This is a genomic window from Ornithinimicrobium sp., from assembly GCF_035267225.1.
Classification (GTDB): domain Bacteria; phylum Actinomycetota; class Actinomycetes; order Actinomycetales; family Dermatophilaceae; genus Ornithinicoccus.
Window position 1 is genome coordinate 23469 of record NZ_DATFMA010000062.1, and the last position, 13172, is coordinate 36640.

At 72.2% G+C, this 13172-nt stretch carries 15 protein-coding genes; 1 reads left to right on the forward strand and 14 read right to left on the reverse strand.

Going from position 1 to position 13172, the window contains the following annotated elements:
• Positions 1-12 precede the first annotated feature (12 nt).
• From VJ976_RS05160 to VJ976_RS05180, 5 genes are all read right to left on the reverse strand, one after another.
• A complete protein-coding gene (locus VJ976_RS05160; RefSeq protein WP_324099042.1) occupies positions 13-783 on the reverse strand; it encodes a pseudouridine synthase in 771 nt (256 codons plus the stop codon).
• Positions 780-1409 carry an SMC-Scp complex subunit ScpB gene (gene scpB / locus VJ976_RS05165; RefSeq protein WP_324099043.1) on the reverse strand — a complete coding sequence of 210 codons (630 nt, stop codon included), beginning with the start codon at positions 1407-1409 and terminating at the stop codon, positions 780-782. Before scpB ends, VJ976_RS05160 begins: the two co-directional genes overlap by 4 nt.
• Entirely contained in the window at positions 1406-2272 is an 867-nt protein-coding gene (locus VJ976_RS05170) for a ScpA family protein (protein WP_324099044.1), read from the reverse strand. The genes scpB and VJ976_RS05170 overlap by 4 nt, the downstream gene beginning before the upstream one ends.
• A complete protein-coding gene (locus VJ976_RS05175; protein WP_324099045.1) occupies positions 2256-3185 on the reverse strand; it encodes a ParA family protein in 930 nt (309 codons plus the stop codon). Before VJ976_RS05175 ends, VJ976_RS05170 begins: the two co-directional genes overlap by 17 nt.
• Positions 3186-3265: 80 nt before the next feature.
• Positions 3266-4243 (reverse strand): site-specific tyrosine recombinase XerD, encoded by a 978-nt coding sequence (locus VJ976_RS05180; RefSeq protein ID WP_324099046.1) that lies wholly within the window; start codon positions 4241-4243, stop codon positions 3266-3268.
• Between the two features lie 37 nt (positions 4244-4280).
• On the opposite strand from VJ976_RS05180, the gene VJ976_RS05185 reads away from it, so the two are divergent.
• Positions 4281-4889 carry a hypothetical protein gene (locus VJ976_RS05185; protein WP_324099047.1) on the forward strand — a complete coding sequence of 203 codons (609 nt, stop codon included), beginning with the start codon at positions 4281-4283 and terminating at the stop codon, positions 4887-4889.
• Here the strand turns inward: VJ976_RS05185 and VJ976_RS05190 are convergent.
• From VJ976_RS05190 to hisG, 9 genes are read right to left on the reverse strand one after another with little or no spacing between them, the layout of a single operon-like run.
• Positions 4840-5889, reverse strand: a complete 1050-nt coding sequence (locus VJ976_RS05190) for a Leg1-related protein (protein ID WP_324099048.1) — start codon at positions 5887-5889, stop codon at positions 4840-4842. The genes VJ976_RS05185 and VJ976_RS05190 overlap by 50 nt on opposite strands.
• Before the next feature lie 8 nt (positions 5890-5897).
• Complete coding sequence (gene hisIE, locus VJ976_RS05195; RefSeq protein ID WP_324099049.1) at positions 5898-6545, reverse strand: bifunctional phosphoribosyl-AMP cyclohydrolase/phosphoribosyl-ATP diphosphatase HisIE; 648 nt, start codon at positions 6543-6545, stop codon at positions 5898-5900.
• Positions 6542-7333: an imidazole glycerol phosphate synthase subunit HisF gene (gene hisF / locus VJ976_RS05200; RefSeq protein WP_324099050.1), complete on the reverse strand. Its 792-nt coding sequence runs from the start codon at positions 7331-7333 to the stop codon at positions 6542-6544. The genes hisIE and hisF overlap by 4 nt, the downstream gene beginning before the upstream one ends.
• Positions 7330-8076 (reverse strand): 1-(5-phosphoribosyl)-5-[(5-phosphoribosylamino)methylideneamino]imidazole-4-carboxamide isomerase, encoded by a 747-nt coding sequence (gene hisA / locus VJ976_RS05205; RefSeq protein WP_324099051.1) that lies wholly within the window; start codon positions 8074-8076, stop codon positions 7330-7332. Before hisA ends, hisF begins: the two co-directional genes overlap by 4 nt.
• On the reverse strand, positions 8069-8683 hold the full coding sequence (gene hisH / locus VJ976_RS05210; RefSeq protein ID WP_324099052.1) for an imidazole glycerol phosphate synthase subunit HisH: 615 nt from the start codon (positions 8681-8683) through the stop codon (positions 8069-8071). Before hisH ends, hisA begins: the two co-directional genes overlap by 8 nt.
• Positions 8680-9804: a bifunctional histidinol-phosphatase/imidazoleglycerol-phosphate dehydratase HisB gene (hisB, locus tag VJ976_RS05215; RefSeq protein WP_324099053.1), complete on the reverse strand. Its 1125-nt coding sequence runs from the start codon at positions 9802-9804 to the stop codon at positions 8680-8682. Before hisB ends, hisH begins: the two co-directional genes overlap by 4 nt.
• Complete coding sequence (hisC, locus tag VJ976_RS05220; RefSeq protein ID WP_324099054.1) at positions 9801-10925, reverse strand: histidinol-phosphate transaminase; 1125 nt, start codon at positions 10923-10925, stop codon at positions 9801-9803. Before hisC ends, hisB begins: the two co-directional genes overlap by 4 nt.
• On the reverse strand, positions 10922-12247 hold the full coding sequence (hisD, locus tag VJ976_RS05225; RefSeq protein WP_324099055.1) for a histidinol dehydrogenase: 1326 nt from the start codon (positions 12245-12247) through the stop codon (positions 10922-10924). Before hisD ends, hisC begins: the two co-directional genes overlap by 4 nt.
• The gene (gene hisG, locus VJ976_RS05230) at positions 12244-13167 is read right to left on the reverse strand and encodes an ATP phosphoribosyltransferase (RefSeq protein ID WP_324099056.1); all 924 of its coding nucleotides are present in this window, start codon (positions 13165-13167) and stop codon (positions 12244-12246) included. The genes hisD and hisG overlap by 4 nt, the downstream gene beginning before the upstream one ends.
• Positions 13168-13172: the final 5 nt, after the last annotated feature.

Genomic DNA, 13172 nt, shown 5'->3' on the forward strand with positions numbered 1-13172 from the left:
GGGTAGCGGCCGCTACAGCCCGGCGGCGCGGTGCAGCCCGCCGACCTCTTCGCGGGTCAGCGCACGGGAGCGACCGGGCCTGATCTCCCCCAAGCGCACCGGGCCGACCTGGACCCGGGAGAGCGACTCGACCGGGTGCCCGACCCGGTCCAGCAAGCGGCGCACCACGTGCTTCTTGCCCTCGTGCAGCACCACCTCCACGAGCGCCTTGCCGGGCAGGGAGTCGACGACCCGGAAGCTGTCCACCCTCACCGTGCCCTCCTCCAGCTCCACGCCCGCGCGGAGGCGGCGGCCCAGGTCCTTGGGCACCGGCCCGGGAACCTGAGCCACGTAGGTCTTGGCGACCTCGTAGGAAGGGTGGGCGAGCCGGTGGGCGAGGTCACCGTCGTTGGTCAGCAGGAGCAGGCCCTCGGTGTCGGCGTCGAGACGCCCCACGTGGAACAGCCGGCCACGGTGCCCTTCGACGTAGTCGGCCAGGCAGGGCCGCCCTCGTTCGTCGTTCATGGTCGAGACGACACCTCTGGGCTTGTTGAAGGCAAGGTAGACCAGGGTGTCGTCCAGCACCACCCGGGTGCCGTCGACGTGGACGGTCCGTCGGCTGGGGTCGACCCGCAGACCCAGCTCACTGACCACCGTGCCGTCGACCTGTACCCGTCCGGCGGTGATCAGGGCCTCACAGGCCCGGCGAGAGCCCCATCCCGCTCCGGCCAGCACCTTCTGCAGGCGCACGCCGCCCGGGTCGTGCCGGTCGTGCTGGTCACGGGCAGCAGCCGTGCGCTTCATGCGAGTCCTTCCGCGGCCAGTTCGTCCAGCACGTCGTCGGTGGGCAGGTAGGGAGCCAACGCCGGCAGCTCCTCCAGGTCGCTGATGCCCATCCGCTGTAGGAACGAGTCGGTGGTGCCGAACAGCATCGCGGCCGACGGGTTCTCCGGCGGGATCTCGGCGATCAGGCCTCGGGCCAGCAGTGTACGCACGACCCCGTCCACACTGACCCCGCGCACCGCGCTGATCCGGGCCCGGGAGATGGGCTGCCGGTACGCCACGACCGCCAGGGTCTCCAGCGCGGCCTGGGACAGCCGCGCTTGGGCGCCACCGCGCAGGAACCGCTCGACGGCCGGGGCGCACTCGGCACGGGAGTAGACCCGCCATCCCCCGGCGTAGCGGCGCAGCACGAAGCCGCGTTGCTGTTGGTCGTAGTCGGCGGCCAGCTGCTCGAGCACGCCCTGGACCTCTGCGGCGCCGACCTCCAAGGCGGCGGCCAAGAGCGGTGCGGTGACCGGTTCGTCCACCACCATGAGCACGGCCTCGACCGCCGCTCGCAGCCCCCCGGGCAGTTCTTCGACCGCAAGGCGTACCGCCTCCGGCTCGGGCTCACCCCTACGCCGAGGCGCCTGCTCGGCCTCGCTCATGTCTGGCCCTCCTCGTCGAACTCACTCGCTGTGCGCCGGCCTGGCGGCGTGCCCGGGCTCCCCGCACGCGGGCCCTCGGCCACCGCGCGCACGGTCAAGGGGTCCCACGGACCCGACTGCTCGATGGCGATGGCCGCGTCGCGGAACAGCTCGAGCAGCGCGAGGAAGCGCGCCACCACCACCGCCCGGGAGCCTGCGTCCCGCACCAGCTCGTCGAAAGCCAGCGGCGCGCCATCCGCCTGCTGTAGCCGTTGCAGCACGAGCACCGCCTGCTCTCGCACCGACACCGTCGCCGCGTGCAGGTGGCGGACGGGAACGGCCGGCTCAGGGACAGGAGTGAGCGCGCGAGCTGCCGCCCGCGCGAGCTCTTCACCGGAGACGTTCATCACCAGCTCCGGCAGCACCGAGGCGTAGCGCTCCTCCACTCCCACGTCCCGAGGCCACACCCGGCCGGTGGCCGCCATCCGGCGTTCGAAGTCGCTGGCTACCTGCTTGAAGGCCCGGTACTGCAGCAGCCGTGCGAAGAGCAGGTCCCTCGCCTCGATCAGCTCGAGGTCCTCCTCGGCACCGACGTCCGGCTGCGGGAGCAGCCGACTGGCCTTGAGATCCAGCAGGGTCGCGGCGATGAGCACGAACTCGGAGGCCTGGGACAGGTCCCAGTCAGCGGCGTCCAGGTAGCCGACGAACTCGTCCGTCACCTGGGCCAGGGCGATCTCGGTGACGTCCAGGCGGTGCTTGGAGATCAGCCCCAGAAGCAGGTCGAACGGGCCCGTGAACGCGTCCAGGTGCACTTCGAAGGGGGCGCCGCGCCGGGTGAGGACACCACCGGGCACCGCGTCGCCCGTCTCAGGGCGAGCTGCCACGCGAGACCAGCTCCCGGGCCAGCTGGCGGTAGGCCTCGGCGCCGCTGTGGGTACTGGCGTAGGAGGTGATGGGCTCGGCCGCCAGGGTGGCGTCGGGAAACTTCACGGTGCGCGAGATGACCGTGTGGAAGACGTCGGCACCGAAGTGGTCGACCACGCTGCGCACCACTTCCCGGGAGTGCAGCGTGCGCCCGTCGAACATCGTGGCCAGGATGCCGTCGAGCTGCAGGGCCGGGTTGAGCCGGTCGGTGATCTTCTCGATGGTCTCGATCAGCAGGGCCACCCCGCGCATCGCGAAGAACTCGCACTCCAGCGGGATCACCACCCCGTGCGCGGCAGTCAGCGCGTTCACGGTCAGCAGGCCCAACGAGGGCTGACAGTCGATGAGCACGACGTCGTAGTCGTCGACCACCGGGCGCAGCACGCGGGAGAGCACCTGCTCGCGCGCCACCTCGCCGACCAGCTGGACCTCGGCCGCGGAGAGGTCGATGTTGGCCGGGACGACATCGAGCCCGGGGACACGGGTGGACTGCACCACGTCCGCAATGTCGTGCCCGCGCTCGGTGAGCAGGTTGTAGACCGTGACGTCCAGCTCGTGCGTGCGCACACCCAATCCCACCGACAGCGCGCCTTGCGGGTCGAAGTCCACCAGCAGCACGCGGCGGCCGTACTCGGCCAGTGCGGCGCCGAGGTTGATCGTGGTGGTGGTCTTGCCGACACCCCCCTTCTGGTTGCACATGGCGATGACGCGCGCGGGGCCGTGGGAGGCCAGGGGCTGGGGGAACCCGAAGTCGGGCAACGGCCGCCCGGTGGGGCCGATCTGTCCGGAGCCCGCCCCCTCGGTGCCCGGCAGCCGATGGTGCTCGGCCCCGCCCCGAGCCCCCGTCTGCGTGCTGTTCGCCTCGGATGTCACGTGAGTCTCAGCCTTGTCTGAAGTCGGTGAGGTCGGCTCCCGCCGACCCATCCGACCCTAGTCGCCGAGGTTGCCACGGGCTACCTCGCGCGCGGGTGGGCCGTGGCGTAGACCTCGCGAAGATGCTCGGTGGAGACGTGGGTGTAGATCTGGGTGGTGGTCACCGACGCGTGCCCGAGCAGCTCCTGCACCACGCGGATGTCGGCGCCCCCGCTGAGCAGGTGGGTGGCGAAGGAGTGGCGCAGGGTGTGCGGGCTGATCGTCTGGGTCAGGCCGGCCCGCTGCGCCGCGGAGCGGATGACGGTGAACGCGCTCTGGCGGCTCAGGCGGCCACCGCGTGCGTTGAGGAACAGCGCGGGGGTGCCGGGGCCGCCGCGAGCCAGCTCCGGCCGGGCCCGGACGAGGTAGGCCTGGACCGCGCTCACCGCGTACGAGCCGACGGGAACCAGCCTGACCTTGCTGCCCTTGCCGAACAGCCGCACCGACCCGGTGTTCCCGTGGTCAGGGTCGTCCGGCGCCTCCGGGGCGTCGGAGTCCAGATGTACGTCGTCGACGTCGAGGCCCACCGCTTCACTGACCCGTGCCCCGCACCCGTACAGCAGCTCGAGCAGGGCCCGGTCCCGCAGGGCAGCCGGTGTCCCGCCCACCGCGGCGCTGCGCAGGAGCCGTTCCACCTCGGCCACCGTGAGCCCGCTGGGCAGGCGGCGCCCCGGCGTGGGGGGAGCGACGGTGACCGCGGGATCGGTGGGGCTCTCCCCCTCTTGCAGCCAGAAGGAGTGCAGCCCGCGCACCGCGGTGACGGCACGGGCGACCGAGGTCGCGGCCAGCGGCGAGTGCCTCTCGTCACCGTCGGTGAGCACGGTCACGAAGTCCTGCACGGAGCCGTGGTCGGCGTCCGCCGGGCTGTGGATGCCCCGTTCGGCGAGGAACTGCAGGTAGCGCCCAGTGTCGCGCCGATAGGCCGCCAGGGAGAGCTCGGCCAGCCCGCGCTCGACGCGCAGATGGTCCAGCCATCGCTGCTGCGCCACCTGAAGGCCCCGCGCCGGTTCGACGGTCACTGGATCATTGTGCGGCCCCGCCGAGATGATGGGCGGTATGTACTGGTACGCGCAGACGCCGGCCCGCCGTGGCCGACAGGTCCTGGCCGATGTCCTTGTGGCCGTGTGGGTGGTGGGCTGGCTCCTGGCCGCCCGGGCCGTGCACACCGCCGTCTCCGCCTTGGCCGCTCCCGCGGCGTCGATGCGCCAGGCGGGTGATGCGCTGTCCAACCGGATGCTCGACGTCGTGGGCCGGGTCGGCAGCGTGCCTGCTGTCGGTGACGATCTGCAGGCCGCCTTCACGGGGGTGGCGGCGGCGGGCACCGACCTGTCGGCGGCCGGCGACCGTCTCGAGTCCTCGGTGGACCGGGCCGCATGGTGGCTGAGCCTGCTGACCTGCGGTACTCCCGTCCTGCTGGTACTCGGGCTCTACGTGCTGGCCCGGCTACGCGGGATACGTGCCATGAACGCTGCCGCCCGGGACCGTGACGACCCGCGGCTGCATCAGCTGCTTGCGCTGCGCGCGCTGACCAACGCCCGGGCCAGCGAGCTGGCGGCCATCTCGGAGGAGCCCCTGCAGGCCTGGCAGCGCGGCGACCCGCAGGTGATCCGGGCGCTCACGGCCCTGGAGGCCCGGCGCCACGGCCTGAAGCCTGCGCCCGGCTGACCGGCACCCCCCGGTGTGGACGGCGCCGAGGCGCGACCACGAGCCAGAGCAACCGCGCCCGGGTGGCGGCGTTGTCGGCCCGCCGATGAAACGCCGCGTCCAGCAGGGTCAGGACGTCGGACCGCGCCTGAGCGGTTCGCATGGCGCGCCGCCAGAGCCACAGGCTGACTCGCGTACGCCACGGGCCGGCCTTGGCCAGACCCAGGACGTTGGCCGTGGTGCCGGCAGCTCGCTCCGGCAGCTGTGTCGCCGTCTCGGGGCCGCTCAACACCCGCTCCGGCAGGACGTCGAGACCGTGCGCCACGGTGAACTCGAAGTCGGTGGGGAAGGCCGCTGCCCACAGGAAGTCGACCATGCGACACCAGCCGCGCAGGAAGTCGAGCTCGGTCTGCGGCAGCGGGCCGGGGACGTCGCGTGACGAACGGGCCGCGACCACGTCGAGGCAGCTCTTGTGGGCACGCCACATCGCCATCCGGAGCTGCTCGTCCCCCTCCCCAGCTGTGGGCCCGATCGCCCGGGTGTGCTCGAGCTGGGCGAGATCCACGAAGAACTCCCGCCAACCCTCGACACCGGCGTCGAGCTCGGCGGGGACCCTGCCTGCGCGCACGTACCGGAACCGGCTGCTGGTGGGCGGGTCCGCAATGGTCCGCGGTGAGACCAGACCAGCCCGTTCGGCGCCCAGCCAGGGCAGCACGCAGAGGGTGTAGTTGCCGTAGCCCCAGGCGGAGTCGGGGTCGATCGTGTCCCTCGCATGGGCCGCGGCCCCCAGGCGGCCGGTCCGCAGCTGCCAGTGGAGCTGGAAGATCAGCCCCCACAGCGGGTTGCGGCGGTTGTCCGGGCCGAACGCCTCACTGGTGTTGGTGGCAGCGAGCAGTGCGCGGTAGGCGGCCACCCGGTGCGTCCAGCGGAACGGGTCGAACGTGGCCGGAAGCTCGTGCCCGGCGACCCACTCGCGGTGCAGGTCCAGGTCGGTCAGCTCCTGCGGGAAGCCCGTGGCCATGCCCGCCGTCAGCCGTGCACTCGGTCGCTGTGCCTCTCGGCGAGCACGCGTTCGACGTCGGCCCATCCCAGTCCGCGACTGCGCAGCAGCACCAGCAGGTGGTAGACGAGGTCGGCCGACTCGCCCAGCAGCGTGGCGTCGTCCTCACCCACCGCGGCCAAGGCGGTCTCGACACCTTCCTCGCCCACCTTCTGCGCGACGCGGGAGACTCCGGCCTCCAGCAGCGTCGTGGTGTACGAGCCGGTGGGCCGTGACTGGGCGCGCTGGCGAACCAGCTGGTCCAGGGCAGCGAGGAACGTCGTCGGCTCCGGCTCACCGAAGCAGGTCGTGCTGCCGGTGTGACAGGTGGGCCCGGCCGGCCGACACCGCAGCAACAGGGTGTCGGCGTCGCAGTCGGCACTGGCCTGCACCACGGTGAGCGTGTTCCCGCTGGTCTCGCCCTTCACCCACTCTCGTCCGCGGCTGCGGCTGTAGAAGGTGGCCAACCGAGTCTGCAGGGTCTGGCGTACGGCGGCCTCGTCGCAGAAGCCCACCATCAGCACCAGCCCGGTGTCGGCGTCCTGGACCACGGCCGGGATCAGCCCGTCGGACTTCTCGAACGCCAGGTCCTCGACCCCCCGTACGCCGTCCAGCCGCAGTGGTCCCCCCGGGCTCATGCGGCCTCGACCCGGTTCAGGCGTATGACCTCACCAGCATCGACCAGCGCCTGCTTCAACGCGGGGATGGGGACGGCGCCGGAGTGGAAGACGCTGGCCGCCAGCGCTCCGTCGACATCGGCGAGGGCGAAGACCTCGGCGAAGTGCTCGGCGAGCCCGGCCCCACCGGAGGCGATGAGCGGAACCTGGCACACCTGGCGCACCGCGGACAGCTGCTCGATGTCGTAACCCGCCCGGACGCCGTCACTGCCCATGCAGTTGAGCACGATCTCCCCGGCCCCCAGCTGCTGCACCCGCGTCACCCACTCCAGCGTGGTGGTCTGTAGTGCCAGCGTCGCCTCGGGGCTGCCGGTGAGCTGGCGGATCCGCCAGTGTCCGTCGTCGTCGCGCAGGCTGTCCACGCCGACCACGACACACTGGACACCGAACGCCTCCGCCAGCTCGGAGACCAGCTGGGGTCGCTGGGTGGCGGGGGTGTTGACCGAGACCTTGTCCGCCCCGGCGTGCAGCACGGCGCGGGCGTCGTCGACGGAGCGGATGCCACCCGCCACGCAGAACGGGATGTCGATGACCCGGGCGACGCGGGCGACCCACTCGACGTCGACGCGGCGACGTTCGGGGCTGGCGGTGATGTCGTAGAAGACCAGCTCGTCGGCACCCTCCGCGCGGTAGCGCCGGGCCAGGTCGACGATGTCACCCATGTCCACGTGGTCGCGGAACCGGGTGCCTTTGACCACGCGGCCCTCCCGGACGTCCAGACAGGGGATGATGCGACGGGCCAGGCTCATGGGTGCTCCTCCATCACGGCGTCCCCCAGGCTCATCCGTCCTTCCAGGAGCGCCCGGCCGAGGATCGCCCCGGCGCAGCCGGTCTTGCGGGCGCTGCGCACGTCGGCGACGTCACGCATGCCGCCCGAGGCCTGTACCGACAGCCCGGGGCTGGAGCGGGTCATGAAGGTGTAGAGGTGAAGGTTGGGTCCGCCCAGCGTGCCGTCGCGGCCGATGTCGGTACACAGGACGTGCTTCAAACCCGACTCGGCGTAGCGGTGCAACATGGTGGGCAGGTCGGTCTCGGCCACCGAGGTCCAGCCCGAGACGGGCAGCTCCCACACGCCGTCCTCGGAGGTGCGCGTGTCCAGGGCGACGGTGAGCTGGTCGGGGCCGAAGGTCTCGATCCACCCCAGGACGGTCTCCGGCTCGCGCACGGCCATCGACCCGATCACCACCCGCGCGGCGCCCGCGTCGAGCAGGCGCTGCACATCCTCCGCACGCCGGACCCCCCCACCGGTCTGCACGCACAGCCCGGTGCTGGTCGCGATCTCCTCCAGCACCGCGGTGAGGGTGTAGCCCCCGGCGCGGGCTGCGTCCAGGTCGACCAGGTGGAGCCACCGAGCTCCGGCCCGCGCATAGTCCTGGGCCACCTCGACCGGATTCCCGGCGTAGCGGGTCTCCCGCTCGTAGTCGCCTTTGTGCAGACGCACCACCGTGCCTCCGCGCAGGTCCAGGGCCGGGTACACGGTGAACTCACTCATCGGCCTGCCCCGCGACGAAGTTGGCGAGGATCCGTTCGCCGACACCGGCCGAACGCTCGGGGTGGAACTGGCACCCCCACCGGTTGCCCAGCCGTACCACCGCGGCGTAGTCGCGCCCGTGGTGGGTGCTGGCCAGGGTGTGGTCGTCCACCGGCGCTGCGTAGCTATGCACGAAATAGGCTCGATCCCCGTCGCCGAGGCCACGGATGAGGGGGTCTGGGCTGCTCAGGGTCAGAGTATTCCAGCCCATGTGCGGCACGCGCACCCCGTGGCCAGGTGTGATGGGCTGCACTCGGCCCGGAAGCAGCCCCAGGCACTGCACACCCCCGTCCTCGTCGCTGGCCTCGAAGAGCAGCTGCATGCCCAGGCAGACCCCCAGCAGCGGCTGCCGCAGGCCGCGCAGCACGCGGACGAGGCCGGCCTCCCGTAGCTGTCGCATTCCTGCCCCCGCGGCACCCACTCCAGGCAGAATGACGCGGTCCGCCGCTTCGATGGTGACCGGATCGGCAGTGAGCTCGGCGCTCACCCCGAGCCGCTTCAGCGCGAACCGGACCGAGGCGATGTTGGTGCCGCCGGAGTCCACCAGCACCACTGTCGGCGGGCTCACAGCGCCCCTTTGGTGCTAGGAAGCTCTGTTCCCTCCGCACGGATGGCCTGTCGCAAGGCTCGGGCGACCGCCTTGAAGCCCACCTCCACCTGGTGGTGGGTGTTGCCGCCCGCGATGGACAGGTGCAGGGTGCACCGCAGGGCGTCGGCGAAGGAGCGCCAGAAGTGCTCCACCATCTCGGTCGGCAGGTCGCCCACGCGCTCGCGGTCGAAGTCGGCGGAGAAGGCGAAGAACGGTCGGCCGGACAGGTCCAGGGCGGCGGTGGCCTGTGCCTCGTCCATGGGCAGGGTGAAGCCATAGCGCCCGATGCCCCGCTTGTCCCCCAAGGCGGTGCGGATCCCCTCGCCCACCGCGAGTGCGATGTCCTCCACGCTGTGGTGCTCGTCGATGTGCAGGTCCCCGTCGCAGTGCACGGTGAGCGAGAAGCCGCCGTGCTTGGCGAGCTGGTCGAGCATGTGATCCAGGAAGCCCACGCCGGTCGCGATGCGGCTGCGTCCGGCGCGGTCCAGGTCGACCGTGACGTCGATCTCCGTCTCCGAGGTGACGCGGCGCACCGCGGCAGTGCGGGGCCGGTCGACGAGCTGGTGGGCGATGCTCGGCCAGTCGGCCACGGTGAACGGCACCTCGGCACTGGGCTCGGGCAGGGGGCCGGGGGTACCGCCCCGGGGCGGGAGCAGATAGGCCGGGACGCCCAGGTTGCGGGCGAACTCGGCGTCGGTGATCCGGTCGCCGACCATCGCGCTGCGCTCCCAGTCGATGCTGCGGTCCCTGAGCAGCCCGGTCATCAGCGCGGTCCCCGGCTTGCGCGTCGGAGCCTGCTGCTCCGGCCGGGTGACATCGATCACCACGTCGCGGAACGCGATGCCCTGGCTGGCCAGGATCTGGAGCAGCAGGTCGTGCGGGCCCTGGAAGTCCTCGGCCGGGAACGCGGGCGTGCCCAGGCCGTCCTGGTTGCTCACCATGACGAAGGCGAAGCCCGCATCGCGCAACCGAAGCAGGGCGGGAACGACCTCGGGGACGAGGGCGAGCTTGTCGAACGAGTCGACCTGGTTGTCCTCCGGCTCGACGATCAGGGTGCCGTCACGGTCGAGCAGCAGCACGGGCTGGGGCGAGGCGCTCATGGCGCACGCTCCTCTCTGAGGGCAGTGGCGGGGGCGCGGTCATCGCGCAGGGCTCGGACGACCGCGTCGATCTCCTCCTCGGTGCCCACGCTGACCCGCAGCGCGTCGGACAAGCCGGGTAGGTGGCGCATGTCGCGCACTGCGATCGCGGCTTCGCGCAGTCGGCTCAGCATCGAGTCGGCTTCTCCGGAGCGCACCAGAACGAAGTTGGCGGCCGAGTCGTAGACGGTGGCCACGCCCGGGTGCCCGGCCAGCACGGCCGCCAGTCGTTCACGGCGGCGCGCGGTGGCGGCCACCCGGGCGTGGGTGTGCTGGATGGCCTCGGGTGCGAGAGCGCTCAGCGCCATCTCGACCGCCGGAGCGGGCAAGGGGTAGGGAGCCTGCACCCGACCGACCACCTGCACCAGCTCGGGGTCGGCGACGAGGGCGCCCACGCGGGCCCCGGCCAGGCCGTGCGCCTTGGACATGGTGCGCAGCACGGCCAGGTGGGGGTGGCGTGCCAGGTCCGGCACCCACGATCTGCCGGCCACGTCGAACTCGGCGTAGGCCTCGTCCAGCACGACCACGCTGTGCTCGGCGAGGTCGCCCAGCAGCGTGTCCAGCTGGCCTGGGTCCACGGTGCTGCCGGTGGGGTTGCCTGGCGAGTCGAGGAAGACCACGCGCGCGCCGGTCCGGCGGACGGTGTCGGCAACGGCCCCCAGGTCGTGGCGGAACCGGTGCCCGGCGTCGACCTGGGGCACCTCATGCACGGGGACTCCGTGCACGGCGGCGCTGACCGCGTACATGCCGAACGTCGGCGGGCACACCACGATCCCGGCGTCGCTGCCCGGGGGACACAGCGTCCGCACCAGGCCGTCGATGGCCTCGTCGCTCCCCCGCGCCAACAGCACCTGGCTCTGCCGGGCGCCGAGATAGTCCGCGAACGACCGCCGCAGCGGCTCCGGCTGGGGCGGTGGGTAACGACGCACGCTTCCGCCGGGATCGGCCCGGTTGGGCTCGGCCGCCTCGTTGGCGTTCAGCCAGATCCGGGCCGGCGGTCCGGCGAAGCTGGTGCGCGCCGAGGAGTATCCGTCGAAGGCCTGCAGGTCCGCCCGCACCAGATGGCGCGGGAAGCGCGTCATGGCCGCCCTCCGTCACCGGGTGGCCGCGCCGCGCGGTCCAGCCGCCGGGTCACGGCACGCTGGTGGGCGTGCAGGTGCTCCGCCTCGGAGAGCTCCACGGCGCAGGGGCCGGCCGCCTGCAGCCCCTGCTCGGTCACCGTCTGGACGGTCATGGCGACCTGGAAGCTGGCTACGTTGACCCCGCCGGTGTAGCGCGCGGCGCCAGCCGTGGGCAGCACGTGGTTGGTGCCGCTGCAGTAGTCGCCCAGGGTCTCCGGTGCCCAGTCGCCGAGGAACACCGAGCCGGCGCGGCGCACGTCCGCCAGGCGAGCGTGGGCGTCGCGCAGGGCCAGGATGAGATGCTCGGGCGCGTAGGCGTTGCTGACCTCGAAGGCCTCGTCCAGGGTCGCGGTCCGGACCACCCTGCTGCTGGCCAGCGCCTTGCGCGCGATCTCGGCCCTGGGCAGCTGCTCGACCTGGGTCTCCACCTGCTCCACGACGGCCTCGGCCAGGGGACGGTCGTCGGTGAGCAGCAGCACCTGGGAGTCCGGCCCGTGTTCGGCCTGGGAGAGCAGGTCCGCCGCCACGAACTCCGGGTCCGCCCCTGAGTCGGCGATCACCACGACCTCGGAGGGCCCGGCCGGCAGGTCGATCCCCGGGCCACCCTCGGCCGTGCTCACCTGGCGCTTGGCCTCGGTCACCCAGGCGTTGCCGGGCCCGAAGATCTTGTCGCATGCGGGAACGGTCTCGGTGCCGTAGGCCAGGGCGGCGATCGCCTGTGCTCCGCCGCCGAGGAAGATCTCGGTGATGCCGCACTCGGCGGCCGCCGCCAGCACCGCGTCGTCGGCCTGGCCGCTCGGGTCGGGTGGGGTGATGAGGACGATGTGCGGGCATCCGGCCAGCTGGGCCGGAACCCCGAGCATGAGAGCGGTCGAGGGCAACGGTGCCGAACCGGCCGGGACGTACAGCCCGACGCGCTCGATCGGGCGCATGACGCGCTCGCACCGCACCCCGGGGGCGGTCTCGACGGCATAGTCCGGCACGGCTCCGGCGGCGTGGAACGTCCGGATGCGCCCCGCGGCCTCGGTGATCGCCCCCCGTAGCTCGGGCGTCAGGCGCCTCACCGCGTCCTGGACCTGCTGCGGGCTCACGGCGAGAGTGTCGAGATCGACCCCGTCGAAGCGCGCGGTGGCAGCCAGGACCGCCGCGTCGCCTTCGGCCTCGACGGCCGCCATGGTCCGGGTGACCGACGCGGTCACTTCGGGGCCGGCGGCAGCGGTGGCACGGGCCGTGACCTCCTGGCGCTCCCGGAAGCCGAGGGAAGACCACTCGACGATGTTCATGCCAGCATCCCTTCCACCGGAAGCACCATGACCTGGCGCGCACCGGCGCGCTTCAGCTCCTCCAGCCGTTGCCACGAGACGGCGCCGTGACAGAGCATCTGGACGCTCACCTCGTCCTGCACGCCGCCGGCAGCGGAGTCCACCGCGGTGACGGTGGGCTCGTGGCCCTCGGGGAGGTGGTTGAGCACCACCGAGAGGTCCGCACGCGGGCTGCGCAGCATCAGCAGTCGCGTCTCCTTCAGGCGCAGCGCGCCGTCCATCCGGCGCAGGAGGAGGTCGGCCAGATCGCCCCGGCTCTCTTCCAACGCATGGGAGGGCCCGACCACCACGGCCTCCGAGTGCAGCAGGGTGGCCACCGGGGTCAGGTTGTTCGCGGCCAGCGTCGCCCCGCTGGAGACCAGGTCGCACACCACGTCGGCCTGCCCGAGGCGAGGGGCGATCTCGACCGAGCCGGACAGGGTGACGACGTCGGCCTCCACCTCGTGCTCCGCCAGCCAGGCGCCCACGATGCACGGGTAGGAGGTGGCGATCCGCTGCCCGGCCAGCTGGGCAGGGCTTTGCCACCGCTCGCCCGCGTCGATCGCGATGTCCAGCCGGCACCGGCCCCACCCCAGCTCTCGCAGCTCGGTCAGCGACTCGTCGGGGTGGGCGGCGGCACGGGCCAGGTCGTGCTCGACCACGACGTTGCGACCGACGATCCCCAGGTCGCAGACTCCGTCCGCGATGAGGCCCGGGATGTCGTCGTCGCGCACCAGGAGCAGGTCGACGGCCAGCGACTCGCCGTAGCAGAACAGCTTGTCCCGGCTCTCCCGCCAGGTCAGTCCGCAGGAGGCCAGCAGGTCACGTGAGGGGGCGGCCAGGCGCCCGGAGCGCTGGATCGCGACGCGCAGGCGCTCTCGTGGGGCGGCAGCAGGAGTCATGGAGC